The organism is Sphingomonas sanguinis (assembly GCF_019297835.1).
Classification (GTDB): Bacteria; Pseudomonadota; Alphaproteobacteria; order Sphingomonadales; family Sphingomonadaceae; genus Sphingomonas; species Sphingomonas sanguinis_D.
The window spans coordinates 2,511,869-2,530,000 of sequence record NZ_CP079203.1 but is presented as its reverse complement, the minus strand read 5'-3'; the positions used below and the strand labels follow the sequence as shown (position 1 = coordinate 2,530,000).

9 protein-coding genes, 1 tRNA gene and 2 rRNA genes are annotated in these 18,132 nt (G+C 59.9%); 9 read left to right on the top strand and 3 right to left on the bottom strand.

What is annotated here, in order from left to right; translation table 11 throughout:
• Positions 1–92 precede the first annotated feature (92 nt).
• From KV697_RS11765 to KV697_RS11750, 4 genes are all read left to right on the top strand, one after another.
• Positions 93–2,883: ribosomal RNA gene (locus KV697_RS11765) — 23S ribosomal RNA — on the top strand.
• A 138-nt stretch (positions 2,884–3,021) separates the two neighbouring features.
• Positions 3,022–3,136 (top strand): 5S ribosomal RNA (gene rrf, locus KV697_RS11760).
• Between the two features lie 120 nt (positions 3,137–3,256).
• Positions 3,257–3,333, top strand: a tRNA-Met gene (locus KV697_RS11755).
• Positions 3,334–3,519: 186 nt separating this feature from the next.
• Positions 3,520–4,776, top strand: a complete 1,257-nt coding sequence (locus tag KV697_RS11750) for a tyrosine-type recombinase/integrase (RefSeq protein ID WP_219018348.1) — start codon at positions 3,520–3,522, stop codon at positions 4,774–4,776.
• Positions 4,777–4,780: 4 nt separating this feature from the next.
• Here KV697_RS11750 and KV697_RS11745 read toward each other — a convergent pair whose 3' ends face one another.
• Positions 4,781–5,293, bottom strand: coding sequence for a MucR family transcriptional regulator (locus tag KV697_RS11745; RefSeq protein ID WP_219018347.1), 513 nt, complete (start codon positions 5,291–5,293; stop codon positions 4,781–4,783).
• Between the two features lie 420 nt (positions 5,294–5,713).
• Here KV697_RS11745 and KV697_RS11740 point away from each other — a divergent pair, with 420 nt between their 5' ends.
• Both KV697_RS11740 and KV697_RS11735 read left to right on the top strand, forming a co-directional pair.
• Positions 5,714–5,989 (top strand): HU family DNA-binding protein, encoded by a 276-nt coding sequence (locus tag KV697_RS11740; RefSeq protein WP_219018346.1) that lies wholly within the window; start codon positions 5,714–5,716, stop codon positions 5,987–5,989.
• Between the two features lie 1,069 nt (positions 5,990–7,058).
• Positions 7,059–7,430, top strand: a complete 372-nt coding sequence (locus KV697_RS11735) for a nuclear transport factor 2 family protein (protein ID WP_061781465.1) — start codon at positions 7,059–7,061, stop codon at positions 7,428–7,430.
• 209 nt (positions 7,431–7,639) lie between these two features.
• Here KV697_RS11735 and KV697_RS11730 read toward each other — a convergent pair whose 3' ends face one another.
• Positions 7,640–9,070, bottom strand: coding sequence for an IS1182 family transposase (locus KV697_RS11730; protein WP_219018345.1), 1,431 nt, complete (start codon positions 9,068–9,070; stop codon positions 7,640–7,642).
• Between the two features lie 379 nt (positions 9,071–9,449).
• On the opposite strand from KV697_RS11730, the gene KV697_RS11725 reads away from it, so the two are divergent.
• Positions 9,450–11,804: a bifunctional diguanylate cyclase/phosphodiesterase gene (locus KV697_RS11725; RefSeq protein WP_219018344.1), complete on the top strand. Its 2,355-nt coding sequence runs from the start codon at positions 9,450–9,452 to the stop codon at positions 11,802–11,804.
• Positions 11,805–11,975: 171 nt separating this feature from the next.
• Positions 11,976–13,838, top strand: coding sequence for a methyl-accepting chemotaxis protein (locus KV697_RS11720; RefSeq protein ID WP_257575293.1), 1,863 nt, complete (start codon positions 11,976–11,978; stop codon positions 13,836–13,838).
• A 968-nt stretch (positions 13,839–14,806) separates the two neighbouring features.
• Here the strand turns inward: KV697_RS11720 and KV697_RS11715 are convergent.
• A complete protein-coding gene (locus tag KV697_RS11715; protein WP_219018343.1) occupies positions 14,807–16,528 on the bottom strand; it encodes a thiamine pyrophosphate-dependent enzyme in 1,722 nt (573 codons plus the stop codon).
• A gap of 158 nt (positions 16,529–16,686) precedes the next feature.
• Here KV697_RS11715 and KV697_RS11710 point away from each other — a divergent pair, with 158 nt between their 5' ends.
• Positions 16,687–17,715 (top strand): FUSC family protein, encoded by a 1,029-nt coding sequence (locus KV697_RS11710; RefSeq protein ID WP_219018342.1) that lies wholly within the window; start codon positions 16,687–16,689, stop codon positions 17,713–17,715.
• Positions 17,716–18,132 lie beyond the last annotated feature (417 nt).

Below are 18,132 nucleotides of genomic sequence, written 5' to 3'. Positions count from 1 at the left end.
AATGACCACACCGAGATGCTACCCAATGCTGCTCTGCCGAGTCGGCTTTGTCGAGAGACAAGCCCAGCGTTGATGGTGGTGGTGTGGGCTCTCAAGCGTGAGGTAAGGGCAATTCGTGGATGCCTTGGCATGTACAGGCGATGAAGGACGTGGCACGCTGCGATAAGCGTCGGTGAGGTGTGAGCAACCTTTGACCCGACGATTTCCGAATGGGGAAACCCACCTATCCGATTAATCCTGCACGTTGGAAACGGCGGTCAGGGTTAGTTGGTTCAGGTATCTCTTAACTGAATACATAGGTTTCGAGAAGCGAACCCGGTGAACTGAAACATCTCAGTAGCTGGAGGAAAAGACATCAACCGAGATTCCGTTAGTAGTGGCGAGCGAACGCGGACCAGGCCAGTGCCCATCATTCAAGTAGCAGAACACTCTGGAAAGTGTGGCCATAGCGGGTGACAGCCCCGTATGCGAAACTGATGTGATGGGACTCGAGTAGGGCGGGACACGTGAAATCCTGTCTGAACATGGGGGGACCACCCTCCAAGCCTAAATACTCGTACATGACCGATAGCGAACTAGTACCGTGAGGGAAAGGTGAAAAGCACCCCGATGAGGGGAGTGAAACAGTACCTGAAACGGATTGCCTACAAGCAGTAGGAGCCTCTTTATGGGGTGACTGCGTACCTCTTGCATAATGGGTCTGTGACTTAATGTTTCAAGCAAGCTTAAGCCGATAGGTGTAGGCGCAGCGAAAGCGAGTCTGAATAGGGCGACTTAGTTTGAAGTATTAGACCCGAAACCCGGCGATCTATGCATGACCAGGATGAAGGTGCGGTAACACGCACTGGAGGTCCGAACCGATTAACGTTGAAAAGTTACCGGATGAGTTGTGCTTAGGGGTGAAAGGCCAATCAAGCCGGGAAATAGCTGGTTCTCCGCGAAAACTATTGAGGTAGTGCCTCGAGCGGACACCATAGGGGGTAGAGCACTGGATGGTTGCGGGGGTCGCGAGATCTACCAATACTAACCAAACTCCGAATACCTATGAGTGATACTCGGGAGACAGACGGCGGGTGCTAAGGTCCGTCGTCAAAAGGGAAACAGCCCTGACCTACAGCTAAGGTCCCCAAGTCGTGTCTAAGTGGGAAAGCATGTGGAAATCCCAAAACAACCAGGAGGTTGGCTTAGAAGCAGCCATCCTTTAAAGAAAGCGTAACAGCTCACTGGTCTAAACAAGGGTTTCTGCGGCGAAGATGTAACGGGGCTCAAGACACGCACCGAAGCTTAGGGTGTGCACTTTGTGCACGCGGTAGCGGAGCGTTCCGTAAGCCTGCGAAGCGATCTGGTAATGGGTCGTGGAGGTATCGGAAGTGCGAATGCAGACATGAGTAGCGATAAAGAGGGTGAGATGCCCTCTCGCCGAAAGACCAAGGGTTCCTGCGCAAGGCTAATCCGCGCAGGGTGAGCCGGCCCCTAAGACGAGCCCGAAGGGGGTAGTCGATGGGAACCACGTTAATATTCGTGGGCCTGGTGGTGTGTGACGGATGGTGTGTGTTGTCTGACCTTATCGGATTGGTCAGGCTTCGAAACTGTCCCGGGAAATAGCCCCACCGTATAGACCGTACCCGAAACCGACACAGGTGGTCAGGTAGAGTATACCAAGGCGCTTGAGAGAAGTGTCCTGAAGGAACTCGGCAAATTGCCTCCGTACCTTCGGAAGAAGGAGGCCCCATGTAAGCGCAAGCTCTCATGGGGGGCACAGGCCAGGGGGTAGCGACTGTTTAGCAAAAACACAGGGCTCTGCTAAGTCGGCTTCAAGACGACGTATAGGGCCTGACGCCTGCCCGGTGCCTGAAGGTTAAGTGGAGGAGTGCAAGCTCTGAAATGAAGCCCAGGTAAACGGCGGCCGTAACTATAACGGTCCTAAGGTAGCGAAATTCCTTGTCGGGTAAGTTCCGACCTGCACGAATGGCGTAACGACTTCCCCACTGTCTCCAGGACATGCTCAGCGAAATTGAATTCTCCGTGAAGATGCGGAGTACCCGCGGTTAGACGGAAAGACCCCGTGCACCTTTACTGCAGCTTCAGAGTGGCATTGGACAAGAACTGTGTAGCATAGGTGGGAGGCTTTGAAGCATTGGCGCCAGCCGATGTGGAGCCATAGGTGAAATACCACCCTGTTGTTGTTTAATGTCTAACCTCGTACCGTGAAACCGGTACAGGGACCCTCTGTGGCGGGTAGTTTGACTGGGGCGGTCGCCTCCTAAAGAGTAACGGAGGCGCGCGAAGGTTGGCTCAGGACGGTTGGAAACCGTCTGTTAGAGTGCAATGGCATAAGCCAGCCTGACTGCGAGACTGACAAGTCGAGCAGAGACGAAAGTCGGTCATAGTGATCCGGTGGTCCCTCGTGGAAGGGCCATCGCTCAACGGATAAAAGGTACGCCGGGGATAACAGGCTGATAACCCCCAAGAGCTCATATCGACGGGGTTGTTTGGCACCTCGATGTCGGCTCATCACATCCTGGGGCTGGAGCAGGTCCCAAGGGTTTGGCTGTTCGCCAATTAAAGTGGTACGTGAGCTGGGTTCAGAACGTCGCGAGACAGTTTGGTCCCTATCTGCCGTGGGCGTCGAAATTTGAGAGGAGTTGACCCTAGTACGAGAGGACCGGGTTGAACGTACCTCTGGTGTACCTGTCGTCGTGCCAACGGCGCAGCAGGGTAGCTATGTACGGACGGGATAACCGCTGAAAGCATCTAAGCGGGAAGCCTCCCTCAAGATAAGATTTCTCAGGACGGTCGAAGACCACGACCTTGATAGATCGGATGTGGAAGTGCGGTAACGCATGGAGCTAACCGATACTAATTGTCCTATTCGCGCTTGAGAGCTCCACACCCCCACCATCAGCCCTGGGCTAGATGGCAATACGGGTGCGGTCATCAATACAGCCAGTGCACGCATCGATTTTATACCCACACACCCTCGAGCCAACCCTCGAGGGTCAGTATTCGCGGACTCTATTGCCTGGTGGCCATAGCGTCGGTGTCCCACCCGATCCCATCCCGAACTCGGCCGTGAAACCCGACTGCGCCAATGGTACTACTGCTCAAGCAGTGGAAGAGTAGGGCGTCGCCAGGCATTACAGTCCGCGAATACACACAAAACCCATTCACTCGTCTCCTCGGGCCAATCCAGCCCGGGGCGCTAAGCCCCACGACACCACGCGTGAAGCGTGCCGCCGTGCGGCTCAGCTAGCGTCGCGGGGTGGAGCAGCCCGGTAGCTCGTCAGGCTCATAACCTGAAGGCCGCAGGTTCAAATCCTGCCCCCGCAACCATACTTCCCGATACCATAACCGCCCGGATCATCCCGAGGCGGTTTTTTTGTGTCATTTTTCCAAGAGTTAGCCCTCGCTCAGCGGCTCTCATCGGGTGCCAGTCGACGCCTCTCGATGCCAGGACGGCGATTTGCCTTTGGGGGTATTTTCGTGGGTATCATCGCCGCCTCGGCAGGAGATACCCCCATGGCCCTCAAGGAGCTCGAAGTCCGCTACGCCACCAAGCGGGCAAAAGACTATAAACTCACCGACGGCGACGGCCTTTACCTTCTTGTCCGCCCCAATGGCTCCAAGCTGTGGCGGATGAAGTACAGGTACGGCGGCAAGGAAAAGCTGCTCTCCTTTGGTGCTTATCCCGGCGTGTCGTTGGCAGAGGCGCGGCTGCGCCGCGCCAAGGCTAAAGTGGTGCTAGGCGAGGGGGGCGATCCCGGCGCCGGCAACAAGCCCAGGGCGCAGATGACTTTCGAGGAAGCGGCGCGCAAATGGCATGGTCACCGTCTCGACGGGCTTGATCCCGGGCATGCCACCCGGCTGCTGACCCGGCTCGAGCGCGATGCCTTTCCTGTGCTCGGCAAACTCGCGCTCGGTGTCATCACGCCGGCTGATGTGCTGGCGATGGTACGGCCGGTCGAAGCACGCGGTGCGCTCGACGTCAGTCGCCGCCTCAAGCAGCATGTCAGCCAGGTCTACCGCTTTGCCATCGCTCATGGCTGGGCCGAGCGCGATCCCGCCGAGCATCTCGGCCAGCTGCTCAAGCCCAAGCCGCGCACCCGGCATATGCCGCGGATTGGCCGCAGCGAGCTGCCCGCGCTGATCCGGGCCATTGACGGTTATGATGGTGAAAATACGCTGCGGCGTCGCGCGGTCACCCGGGCGGCGCTGCTGTTTACGCTGCTGACCTGGGCGCGAACCAACGAGACGCGACATGCCCGTTGGGAGGAGTTCGAGGATCTCGATGGGCCTGCGCCTCTGTGGCGGGTGCCGGCTGAACGCATGAAGATGGCACGCGAGCATGTCGTGCCGCTCGCGCCCGCTGTCGTCGCGCTCCTGAAGGATGTGCGCGCCTATAGTTCAGCGGGCTATGTTTTTGTGGGCGAGAAGCCTGACCAGCCGATCTCGCAGAACACGATGATCTATGCCTGTTACCGGATGGGCTATCGCGGCCGCCAGACTGTGCACGGCTTTCGCGGACTCGCCTCGACCTGGGCCAATGAGGCGGAATGCTATCAGCCCGACTGGATCGAGATGGCGCTCGCCCATGTCGAGCGCGACGAGGTGAGGGGGGCGTATAACGCCGCGCTCTATCTTTCCCCGCGCCGGCGCATGCTCGAGGACTGGGCCAGGTTCATCCAAAGCCATCTGAACGCCGTGCCAGCGGTCGATGACGCCTTGGGTCTAGTGGCGAGTGATAGGCAGGGCTGTCTTGAAGCCAGCCCTGCCTGACCAGTTATTCGCCTGACAGATGCGCCTGAGCAGCGCTCTTGGCGGCGCGGGCGCCCTTGGGCTTGGCGGTTGGTGCCACCTTGGCACCCGGCTTGCGGCCGAGGCCGATCTTCTTGGCCATCGCCCGGCGGCTTTCCGAATAGCTCTCGGCGACCATCGGATAGTCGGCCTTGAGGTTATAGCGCTCGCGATATTCCTCCGGCGTCAGGCCATTGGTGGCGAGGTGGCGGCGCAGCGTCTTGTAGGGCTTGCCGTCGATCATCGAGATGATGTGGTCCTTCGACGCCAGCGACTTCCGCACCGACACCGCAGGCGTGTATTCGGTGGTGTCGACGGCGTCCGCTGCCGCCGTCTCGCCGCCGCCGGCCAGCTTCAGGATGGCGCTGTGCATGCTGCCCAGGAAAGCCGGGACCTGCTCGGCGTCGATGCGCGTGTTGGGATTGCCCAGCCAGGCAATGGTCAGTTCGGTGGCGAGTTCGACCGCATGCGCGGTGTCGGTGATGGTTTCGTCAGCCATGGTCTATCCAAATGGGAGTGGCAGGAGTCTTAAACGCTGCGCGGTTCCGGAGAACCGTAAACGGCCATGTCACAGCAATGGTCTTGCAGCAGCAATAACGACACGGCGTCAAGCGACGATTTGATCCGGTATACGGTCGATGTGTTTCATCGGGTCACCAGGTGGAGTGAATCGTCGATTTGTCTCTTACGGTTGGAGACATCGTTGTTTATTTAGCGACGTACCTTCCATTCACGATATGCAAGCTGCCCCGTTCGGATCAAATCGGTGAGGCGGCACGAACGTCGGTATATGCCAAGCGTTATCTCAGCCATTCCAAGTACATGGACAGGCGGTCGGTTTGACCCATTTCAAGAAGTGGGGTGGCGTAACACCCAAACCCACGCATATGGAGGTCGCTCCACAATTTGAGAGCATGACATGAACAATTCCGACCTCGCCGACCGTATCACTACCAGCCACGGCGTCAGCAAGGCTGATGCCCGCAAGCTCGTCGACGGTGTCTTTGCTGCCATTGTCGAGGCCGCGGTCGCTGGCGACGAGATTGCCATTAACGGCTTTGGCAAGTTCAAGGTCAAGGACAGCCCGGCGCGTGAAGGTCGTAATCCCGCCACCGGCGAGGCCATGCAGATTGCCGCTTCCAAGAAGCTCGGCTTTGCGCCAGCCAAGGCCGTCAAGGACAAGCTCAACGGATAAGCGTCCGTCGCTCCGCCCGCACGTCGGGCGGGGCGGCGCTATAAGCGTGTTGGGATAAGCTAACTCCACTGAAAATCGACTTCTTCGCCCAAACCTGGACGCTCAGGCAGGCAATCTGTCTTCCCGAAATCAGCTAATGATTCAGCCGACCATTCCCGTTTCCCCATCCACGAAGGCCTATTTCGGGAAAGAGCAATTGGGAACATATTTTGGGAAAGTCGATGTCTCTGACGCCTCTCGGCACGGTCAAGAAGGCTACTTTCCCGCTACGGGTTCATTTGTGGGGACTAAGCGGAGGCTGCGAAGCGACAGTTCGAAACTACAACGACTGGTCCGCGCCCGTCGATCCTGCGGCAAGCAATGCTCGTTAGTTTTCCAGTGACAAGCCGGGGATCATGCTGGATGAATGCTTTGAGCCGCTCTTTTTGATTTGCGCTGGCTAGGATTACTATATCGACTTGCTTACCAGATTGCAATTCTAGCAGATTCCCCACCAAAAGTAGGTCGTGATCCTTGTAATCGGAGTGTTCGGGAACGGCCCCCGCCTTCACCGAACGCACAAATGCGCTTGCTTCCACGCCTATCGGCCGATTGGCGGGCAGCGATGTAGTGATCGTGCGAGTTTGCGGGGCCGACATCGCGGCTGATGAAACCATTAGCGTAAGCACGGTTGCAACGTAGCGCATCGATCACTTCTCCCTAGAGGGTGCGTATGTCTGCTCTCGATCAATCTGGCCTGCAAGTGGCATGGCGCTCGCGTCGCGACCAGATTCTCGCTTCTCGATCCCAATGGGAAAGCCCGGCCGCCTCGATCGCCGTTCCCAATCGGGAAGGTTTGTCGGTTACGTTGCCGGCTCGACAATCTCACACAGACAGGCATACTGCTCGCATGACCTTCGTTGTTCACATCGCGGTAGCGACCAGCGGACGATTTAATAACCCGGCCTGATACGTCAGGTCGGGTCTGTCCGAGTGACCAATGCCGACAGGCATTGTCAGTTTGAAGCGCGGTCCGCCTTGCCAAAAAAATGGCGATAGGCCCCGCACTTCTGGAAGAAGGGCGATAGCTGTGACGCTACCTGCAATCATTCAAAGCTACATCGATGCGTACAATCGTAAGGACGCAGCCGCGCTGGTGGCGTGTGTCATCGACGATGTTGTATTCGAGAACGTATCGAACTCGGGGCAAAGCATGAAGGTCGAAGGTCGGACCGCCTTCGCCAAACTTGCTGAACAAGCAGCCACGATGTTCACTACCCGTCATCAGACCATCACCAACGCAGTTGTTGATGGCGATCGTGTCGCGATGGAGGTGGATTGGACCGGCACCCCGGCTGTCGATCTTGGACCTATGAAGGCCGGTGAACCGATCGCCATGCGAGGCGCATCATTCATGACGATCAGGGAAGGCTTGCTGACGCGGATCGTAGATTTGAGCTGATTTGTGCGACAGGCGGCGGTGTGAGAAGGGCCTTTGGCCCTTCCCAATTTTCGATCCAGACTGTGCGGAAACTCGCTGTTGGCTGATGCCACGCTTGGGATCCGCTGAATGAACGTCAGGATGTTGGCTGATTTTTATGGGTGGCACAGTGTCGCCGGAAGGGCGGCCATCGGCTGCGGGCGACGGCCGGGGAGCGTTTGAACGTCGGATCAGGTTTGCAAGGCCCGGATCAATCCCTGTACGCCGACTAGGTTTATCGCCCGTCTCAGGTTATAGGCAAACGCCGTCAGACTGAATTCGGCCCGCACCTTGTCGAGACCGCGCATCAGGAAAGTGCCCTGGTTCATCCATTGCTTGATCGAACCGAAAGGGTGCTCGACCGTCTCGCGCCGGATGTCGAGAATGTCGGGCCGGGCGGCGAGGCGTATCGCCATGCGATCGAGCACCGCCTCGCCTTCCCACCGCGTGATGCGACGGAAGTTTCCACGGGCGCACTGCGCCTTGAGTTCGCATCCGTCACAAGCGCGCGGGTTTGAATACTGCACGATGATGTGACCGCCCTGAAGCCATCGGTACCGTGTATCAAGGCGCTGGTCGCCGGGGCAGTGGTAGCAATCCGCGGCTTCATCATAGCGGAACCGCTCCTTGGGAAAGCGCCCGTCGCCAACGGCCGTGCCGCGCTGGGGGCGGGCGACATAGGGCGTGATGCCGGCTCGCTCGCACGCGGCGATGTCCTCGCCCATGTAATACCCCATGTCGGCGACCACATCGATCCGGTCGACGTCGAGAAGGTCCTTCGCCGCGCCGGCTGTCTCAGCCAGGAAACCCAGATCGCTGCCCGCGTTGGTGACATGCTGTTCGACGATCAGCTTGTGCTTTGCATCGACCGCGACCTGCGCGTTGTAGCCGACGCCGACCTTGGGATGCGCCGCCATCGCGCGAGCGTCCGGGTCGGTGAGCGAAATCTGGCTCTCGCCGCTGGCCTTCAGCTGTTCCAGCAGCGCCTGGTTGACCTGACGCTGTTCGCGCACCTTCACGATCTTCGCCGCCAGTGCATCGCTCCGTCTGGTTGTGCCTGCCTCCTCGCCGCGGTCGGCATCATCGAGCTGTGCGAGATACTTCTCGAGCCGCTCGTCAGCGGACCTGATATACTTGTCTAGCTTGGCCTTCGTGAAGTTGCGCGTCCGGCTGTTCACCGCCTTCAGCCGCGTGCCATCCACCGCCAGCAGCTCGCGCCCGAACAGGTCGAGCTTGCGACATAGCACCACGAACGCGCGGAACACCGCCTTGAACGCGGAGCGGTTGTCACGGCGGAAGTCGGCGATGGTCTTGAAGTCGGGCCGCAGCCCGCGCAGCAGCCAGATCAGCTCGAGATTGCGTGTCGCCTCGGCTTCCAGGCGCCGGCTCGACCGCGTTCGGTTGAGATAGCCGTACAGGTACAGCTTCAGCATGTCGCCCGGGTGATAGCCCGGCCGTCCGGTGGCCTTCGGCTGCGAACGATGGAAACCGGCCTCGCCGAGATCAAGATCGTCGACGAAGGCATCGATGAAGCGCACTGGGTTGTCTGCCGATACGTAATCCTCAACCGATGCCGGCAGCAGCAGCGCCTGGTCGCGCGCGTGACCCTCGATATACGCCATGCCCAAAGCATACGCCGACCCGCGGCCCGGCGGAATCGCAGACGCAACTTTTCACACGCTCTGGATCGTTCTCGAGACATCTGACGACCACTCGGACCGCGCTAATGGGGACTGCACAATGGCCACTCCCAACGTGAATGAATGTCGGAAGTTGGGAAGCGACGGAGGTGGCGCGAACGACCGTTTGTGGGTCGTCATGGCGTCCTTGCCGCTGCCACACGTACAGCGGCAGTGCGTCTCACGCGCCCTTGCTGCCAGCCAGTACCGGAATAGGCCACTCTTTGCAGGCATGGCCAATTACGAAGCATTAAGCTGATATGGATTGTTAACCAGTAGGTGGGATGGCCGCAGCCACTCTTGCTGCTGCGATGGGCTTCCCTTGATCTCCTCCCTGTTGCCCTATTCCGCTTATCTTCTGGCGGTTTCCATCGGCATTTGCCTGACGTCGGGCTGGTTGGTGGCACTGCTTACGGCGGAAATTCGCCATGCCCGCATCAGCCCAATTGGCTGGCGCGATGGAGGCTTGGTGCTGGCTGCGGGGTTGGGGGTGTGGTCAACCCATTTCAGCGCGATGACCGCCTATCGTCCTGATCTGATCCTGACTTATGCACCGGATCGCACCGCGATTTCCGCTGCGGTGGGCATCCTACTGGTCGGCCTGCCAATCGCCGCGCTTGCCAGGGTCGAGCATCGACGCAGGCAGATCGTTCTCGCCATGGCGGCAGGAGCAGGCATCTGGTGTATGCACGCCGTCGGCTTGTCGGCACTCGTCGACTGCGGCCACCAATTTTCAACCATGACAAACCTGATCGGCGTGCTGATCGGCACAGCGATCCTGATCGGTTGGCAAATCCGTCGTTCGTCCAATTTTTCACGGCTTGCCACCGGCATCTCTTTTGTTGGCGCTGTGTGCGCCATCCATTTCATCAGCCTGGGCGGGGACGCGGTGACCGCACCCCTAGCCAAGATCCATGGCAGTGCCATGTCGCCAGGCCTCATCGCGGCATGCACCGCCTTTGCCGTCTCGATCGCCTGCCTGGGTGGCGTCCTTTCTGCCTCACAGGCAAGGTTGCGGCGCGAGCGGGAAGCGCAGACGCTTAAAGCTGTTATCGAGAGTATGTCGGACGGTCTGGTCTTTATCGACAAGGCGGGGCGGCTTCGCCAGTACAACAAGCGTTTCCTGACCCTGTTCGATACGCCGCCCGAGGCGCTTCGAACCGGTGTGACCATCGACACCTTTCTGGACACCATTGCACGGTACCGAAACTGGCATCCCGACAAACGGACCCTTGTTGGCCAGTCGATGAAGGCCTGGGTTCATTCCGGTGAGCCTTTCGACCGAGAATGCGAAATGGAGGACGGCCGGACCTACGTCATGCAGTGTCGGCCGGTAATCGAGCAAGGCGTGGTTCTGACGTTCAACGACGTGACGGTCGAACGGCAGGCCAGCCGCACGCTGAGTTATCATGCGCATTATGACGTCCTGACCAATCTCGGCAACCGCCGGGCGCTTCAAGACCACGTGGCGACCATGATCGACAAGGCAGAGACGTTCAGCCTGCTGCTCATTGACCTTGATGAATTTAAGGAGGTCAACGACACCTTTGGCCATGGCATCGGCGACAAGCTGCTGGTCCACTGCGCGGCAGTCCTGAATCGCTTGGTCGACCCGGACAGCTTCGTCGCCCGTATGGGCGGCGACGAGATGGCCATCGTGATGGGCTTGCCGATCGGTCAAGCCACGACGTTCGCCGCAGACGTAGTGACCCAGATGTCGCATGCCGTGACCATTGACGGCTATCGCCTCCTGCCGGGATGCAGCATCGGTGTAGCAGAGTGGGAGCCCGGGCTGTCGGGTGAGGAACTGATGAGGCGTGCAGACCTCGCGCTCTACGACGCCAAACGTGCGGGCCGTCGTCGCGCGCATCCTTACGAGCACGCCATGACAGAGGCGCTCCGGAAGCGACAGGAGATCGTCGACGGCCTTCATGATGCTGTGAAAGGCGGCGGCTTCCGCTTGGCCTTTCAGCCAATCGCCGACCTCGCTTCCGGGATCACCTGCGGCTATGAGGCGCTGCTGCGCTGGCAACATCCCGAACGAGGATGGATCTCGCCTGAAGTCTTCATCCCCATCGCCGAGGATGCAGGCCTGATCGACGACATCGGGCGGTGGGTGATCGCAGAAGCGTGTCGACACCTGGCGGGGTGGTCGCCCCATCTGTACGTGGCGGTCAACGTTTCGGCGGCGCAGCTGGCATCGGACGCGTTGCTCGACCACCTCACGCAGGCTGTCATGACCAATGGATTGGCAGCCGAGCGGCTGGAGATTGAAATCACCGAAACTGCGCTCATCCGTGACCCTGCGAAGGTCGCTGGCCGGTTGGAGCGTATTCGCAAACTTGGCTTTAAAATCGCGCTTGATGATTTTGGAACCGGGCAGTCCTCGCTCTCACATCTGCGCGATCTGTGCTTCGACCGGATCAAGATTGATCGCAGCTTCGTGCTGCGTGCAGCTAACGACCCGCGTTCGATGGCGGTCTTACGAGCCACGGTCACGCTTGGACGCGAATTGGGTGTCGTCACCCATGCCGAAGGCGTCGAGACATCGGACCAACTTGCACTGTGCCGAGAAATTGGTTGCGACGCCGTGCAGGGATACCACATGGGGCGTCCGCTCATCCCGTTGGTCGACATGGGAATACCCCTCTATGCCCATGCCGATAGAGCGGCTTGATGCACACGGAGGACCGCCTCGGGCAAACAGGCAGCGCCTGAGAAGCGGGGTAGTCCCTATCAATATCCGTGCCCGTCACGACATACCCCATTTCGCCTCCCGTCCGGGGTCATTACATATTTGTCATAGATAATTGATTTACATAGATTTGTTATGGGTTTGGTCACCTGAATGGATGGCCCCATGAAAAACATTTCAATCCCACAAAAGCTTGCCGTTGCGTTCCTTATAATTGCTGTAGTCCTTTGTGGCGTGGCAGGTTTTTCGGCCGTTCAAATCGGTAAGATGAACACGGCCATCGACTATGTGTCGAATGACCTCATGCCGAAGACAGTGGCCGCTCAGCAGATTGATACTGCGACGTCGGACTTCCGGATAGCGGAAGTACAGCACATTTTGGCAACTCAGTCCGCCGATATGACGGCTGCCGAGCAAAAGATTTCTACTGCCCAAGGTATCGTAGACAAGAATTTTTCGGTGCTCGATCGAACCATAGTGCGGCCTGAGGCTCGTCAACTTTTGACGGCGTTCCGCCAGAAATGGCTTTCCTATCTCGAGCAGCACCAGAAACTCATCACCCTGTCGCGGCTAAACCGCAATGAAGAGGCGACCGCTATCATGCGGGGGCGCAGCCAGGTGTTGTTTGACGAGCTCTCAGATCGTATCAGCGCGCTTGTATCCTTCGAAATGAAGCTGGCGGCACAGCAGCGTCAGGACGCTTCCGACCTTCACACCCACGTCGTTACGCTGCTTGCGCTGGTCGTCGTGATGGCATGCGCTGCCTTGGTTGGCATATTGCTTCTGCTGGTCCGGCAGATCGCACGTCCGGTGGATCAGGTCACCTCGGGCCTGACGGCGTTGGCCAGTGGCGACATGTCGGTAACGTCGGTCGATCACGATCGCCAGGACGAAGTCGGGCGCTTGGCGGGGGCCTTGAAAAATCTGCGTGGGCAATTGCTCGCGGCTGATGAGGCCAAGGCAGCCCAGACGACGTTGATTGTCGAGAGCATCGGGCGCGGGCTAGGCGCGCTGGCCGACGGTGACCTGACCGCGCGGATCGAAACCGATCTTACGGGGCCATTCGCCAAGCTCCGTACCGATTTCAATCACGCATTAGGTGCGATGAATGACGCGATGGCAGCGGTAACCGATGCGACAAGCGGCATTAACAATGGCGCGAGCGACATCCGTCAGGCGTCCGACGATCTGTCTCAGCGGACCGAGCAGCAGGCGGCCAGCCTCGAGGAAACGGCCGCTGCCATGCACGAGATCACCGAGACGGTTCGCGAAACCGCCGTGAATGCCAAGCGTGCCAATCAGGTCGTTACCGAAACCCGCACCGATGCCGACCAGTCCGCCGATGTGGTTCGCCAAGCTGTTGCCGCGATGCACGGTATCGAGCGATCGTCGAATGAGATCAGCGAGATCATTTCGGTGATCGACGGCATTGCGTTTCAAACCAATCTCTTGGCACTGAATGCAGGTGTTGAAGCCGCCCGTGCCGGAGATGCGGGCAAGGGCTTTGCCGTCGTCGCTTCCGAAGTTCGGGCACTCGCTCAGCGGTCAGCCGATGCGGCCAGGGACGTCAAGGAGCGGATTACCGCTTCGAGCCAGCAGGTCGATGCGGGGGTCCAGCTGGTCGAGCAAGCAGGCAACGCACTGACTCGCATCACCGGGCGGATCGGCGAGATCAATACGCTCGTCTCGGACATCGCCTCGGCCGCGGCACAACAAGCCACGGGGTTGCAGCAGGTCAACACCGCCGTCGCCGAGATGGACGGCGTCACGCAGCAGAACGCTGCGATGGTTGAGGAAGCAACCGCCGCTGCGCGTTCCCTATCAACGGAGGCGGACGAACTGTCGCGCCAGGTAAGGCGTTTCAAGGTGGCCAACGGTCGTTCGGTCGCGCCCGCCGTGCATGAACTTCAGAAACGGGCTGCCACGGCTGGTCGGGTGATCGCTACCTCAGCTTCCGCACGTCATTCTGGCAAGGCCGCGCTTACCGTGGTGCAGGACGGTTGGTCAGAATTTTGATAGAAGTCTGACTGTTTGCGGGGCAGGGGGACGCTCGAGTGTGTTCCCCCGAGCTTCCCCATTCCAGCCATTGCTTGACCGCCAGATAGCTCACGTCCGTGCTTGCCCGTTGGCTTAACAAACGGCCGATATCGAGAAGTCTGAAAAAGTGCATGAACGTCTGGTTTTGGGTCCTCGTTGCGCTGGGGCAGGGTAGCCACTTTCACCCCGTTGCGGGCGTTCACGCGTATGCTATCCAAAGGAGATGACAGGTAGGGCTGACATCACGACCCGGATAGCTGCGGTCTGCTATACCGGCATGGTAGCAGCGGGAGTGTGGTTCACGCTCGCGTGGGCAGGCGCCAATGACCAGTGGCGTCTTGACGAGTTGCTCGGCTTCGCGGTCGTCGCGCTGTCGCCGATACCGGTGTGCATTCTCTGCTTTCGACGTAGCGTGTAGCGGTTCCGCTTCCGCCCAATTGCAGACATAACGCTCAACGCCTAGGTGCGGGAAATTGCCACGTTGCGAGCCCGGTTCATGCTGGATGCCATTGGAAGTGCTCTCTTCTTCGCAGTTGGGCTTGCTGCGATCGTAATCGGAGCGGACACGCTTCGCTACATTGGCAAAGACCATGTTCCGTCGCTTAGCCGAATGTCGCAACGTCGCGTCTCTCGACAAGATGAACCGGTCGGATTTTGGCTTACCATTTTTGCTGGATTGATCTGGCTGGGCATGGGCGTATTCTTGGTCGGCATTGTATCAGGTAGCGTGCTCCGCCTCCTCTAAGAGGCCATGTAGAGTGGCCATTGCGTCCGCTTTCCACCAACGCTGGCCGTTCATCCGTTCAACGCGGCCATGGATGATGCGCTGTTTCCGATGTGAACGAATGGCAGAAACGGGGAACGCTTGTGAGTGTCTCCAACGACCGGATGTGGGTCATCTCATGCCGCAACTGCCCGCTCATGCCGCTCTCGACCAAGTTCACCCTTCATGGAAGAACCGCGTTTTTCAGCATGTCCATGACGGTAGTCGCTTCCTTGGGGCCGGAGAGGATGCCCTTGGCCGAATAGAGGGCCATGCCGAACACTTGTCCGGGTTCGATCTTGGGCGGCATGACGAGTTCGTCGCGCACCGTCACGACGTCGAGCAGGGCGGGGCCGGGTGCGGCAAGCCATGCCCTGACGGCATCGTCGAGCGCATCGGGATGCTCGACCCGTCGGCCCCACCAGCCCATCGCTTCCGCCATGCGGCCGAAATCCGGATTTCTAAGGTCGGTGAAGGTGTCGAGCAGCCCCTCGACCTTCTGCTCGATCTCGACGAAGCCGAGCGTGCCGTTATTGAAGACGACGACCTTGATCGGCAGGTCCTCCTGCACCGCAGTCAGCATATCGCCCAGTAACATGGTCAGCCCGCCGTCGCCCGACATGGAGATGACCTGCCGCTCCGGATAGGCGGCCTGCGCACCCAGCGCCTGCGGCATAGCATTCGCCATCGTCCCGTGGCTGAGGCTCACCACCGTCCGGTTTGCGCCGGTCGACGGGATGTGGCGCAGGCACCAGACCATGGGCGAGCCGCCATCGGCGGTGAAGACGGCGTTCGGCGCGGCATGATGCCCGATCAGCGCGGTCAGATATTGCGGGTGGATCACGTCGCGGTGCCCGGGCGTCTGGCGCGCATCGAGCGCGGCTTCCGCCTTGTGCGCATGGGACAAGGCGTGGTCGAGAAAGCTGCGATCGTCACGCGGCGAAACCAGCGGGATCAACGCCTCCAGCGTGTCCGCGATGCTCCCCACCGCGGCGATGTCGACCGGATGCCGACGCCCCAAATGGGTGCCCTCCACGTCGATCTGGATGATCGTCGCCTTGCTGGGATAGAACTGCCGCCACGCAAAGTCGCAGCCGAGCAGCAGCAGCGTGTCGCAGTCCATCAGCGCCTGATAGCCGCCCGCCGTCCCGAACACGCCGGTCATGCCGACATCAAAAGGATTGTCGTGTTCGAGGAAGTCCTTGGCACGGCTGGTCCGTGTGATCGGCGCCTTGAGGCGCTCGGCCAAGGCGACAACCGCGTCATGCGCTCGCTCGCAGCCCGATCCGCCATAGATGGCGATCTTCTTGCCCGTGTTGAGAGCGTCGGCGATCCGCTGCAATTCCCCATCGGACGGGCGGATCACCGGCGCGGCCCGGTGTACGGCAAAGTCCGGCTCGTCGGGCGCCTCGGCCTTGGACACGTCGACCGGCACGATCAGGACCGCCACGCCACGCTTGGCGAGCGCCGCCTGCGCGGCCATCGCCGTCATCCGCCTCGCCTGTGCGGGGGTGCGGATTTCTTCGCAGAAGACGGTGCCTTTGGCATAGACCGATTTGAAATCGACCTCCTGCGGGAAGTCGAAGCCGAGTTCGTCCTGCACGATCTGGCTGGCGATGAGCACCACCGGCGCGCGGTTCCTGTTCGACTCCCAGACGCCGTTGATGAAATGCAGGCTGCCGGGGCCGCACGATCCGGCGCACAGCGCCAGTTCGCCGGTCAGCAGCGCGTCGGCCCCAGCGGCAAAGGCACCCGCCTCTTCATGCCGGACATGGATCCAGCGCATGTCGCTGCGGCGGATGGCGTCGGTCACGTAATTGAGCGTGTCGCCCGGTACCCCATAGCACCGCTTGGCGCCTGCGGCAGCCAGGGTTTCCACGATCACATCAGCTACACGTCGCGTCATCATCCACCTTGCTGTTGATCAATGGTCGTTTTGATCCCAGTCAATAAATGTCGTAGCGATCTGTTCCCGATGCGAAACGTCATGTGAGTGGGACGGGAGGCTTTGATCTTCGTCCGGGGCTGCGCCATCTGCGTCCGGCCCAACGCGATGAAGGGCTGATGATCGAGGTGGCTGGCATTCGGATGGACACTCGCGAGGGGCTGCATCACATGTTCCGCTTCGAGTGGCGCGGTGCCGTCGTGGCGATGCCAGCGCTATTTCTGTTGCTGCTCGTGGGCGCACTCAGTCATATTCATGTCCCGGCCTCGATCGCGGCCGGTGCCGCCTTTGCGGTCGGGTTCGGCGCGACCAAGCGTGTCCGCCACAGAAACCTGGATGCGATGCTGCTGACCGGTGTCGGGATGACGATCGTCAGTATCCTAGGAACGCTGGCCGGAAGAGACCCGTTGGTTGAACTGATCGTGACGATGGTCATGGGCGGATTGTGCGGCGCTCTCATACGTTGGGATAGCGCGCTCTGGTGGGTGTGGTTGCAGGTCATCATCGCCTTCCTTCTGGCGGCAAATTATCCCGGCGACATGACCGACGGACTGCATCGCGCCGGGCTCGTCACGCTCGGCGCGGGTGTTCAGATCGGCATGGTCTGGCTGATGAAGCGGCGTATCGACACGCCCACCAGTGCGTCTCTGGCCGGGGAGGACGTTCGGGTTGGGGATGTGGCGCTTCACGCGCTGCGCGCGGCGATCTGCATCGGCGTCGCGCTGCTGGCGAGCAGAGCCGCGCACATCGTTCACGAATATTGGGCCCCGATGACGGCGATGATCGTCCTGAAGCCAGGCTTGCGCGACACCGCGCTGCGCGGTGTCGAGCGTATCGGAGGGACCATCCTCGGCATCGTGATCGCAACCGCTATCATCCTCGCGACCGGATCGCCGATCGCGCGGGTCGTGGCGGCGACCGTCTTCGCCGCATCGGCTTTCGGCCTGCAACAGGCCCGCTATGCCGTATTGGCCACCGCGATCACCGCCACCGTCGTGCTGATGATTGCCTTGGCGGGAAGCGGCGTGATCGGTGCTGATTGGGACCGACTGACCGCTACACTGATCGGCGGATCCGTCGCGCTCGCCGGCGCCGCCATCGCGCCGAGGCGGCGGTTGCACGTGGGTAGCCTGGACATCCAAGGGTGATTGCTGCCGTAGGGCACGCAGCACGGTGGGATCAGGCGACCCCCGCAAGGCGTCGTCGACCAATTTGCGATCCCCAAACAATTGCCAAATGACGCATCACCGAGTGTCGGGTTACGATTGATGCCATATCGCACAGCGGTTGTTCGGCGATCGCAGCTATGAAGCCGACGAGTTCCAGTGCGGCCCTGCAAGCCAAAGGCATCCCAGGCCAGCGATCATGCAACCAGCCGGTTAATCTGCGGCATTCCCGTCAGTGACCTAAGCGAGCACCGCTGCAGGAAAAGACATGAACGGATATCTGATGTTGGGGAGCGTGCAAGGACGCTTAAACGTCGCATTGTGGGTCATTTGTACAAAAGTCCGGCGGTTTTTGGTGCCGTTCGCCTCAGCATCCCATTCCTGCGAAGCCGAGGAATG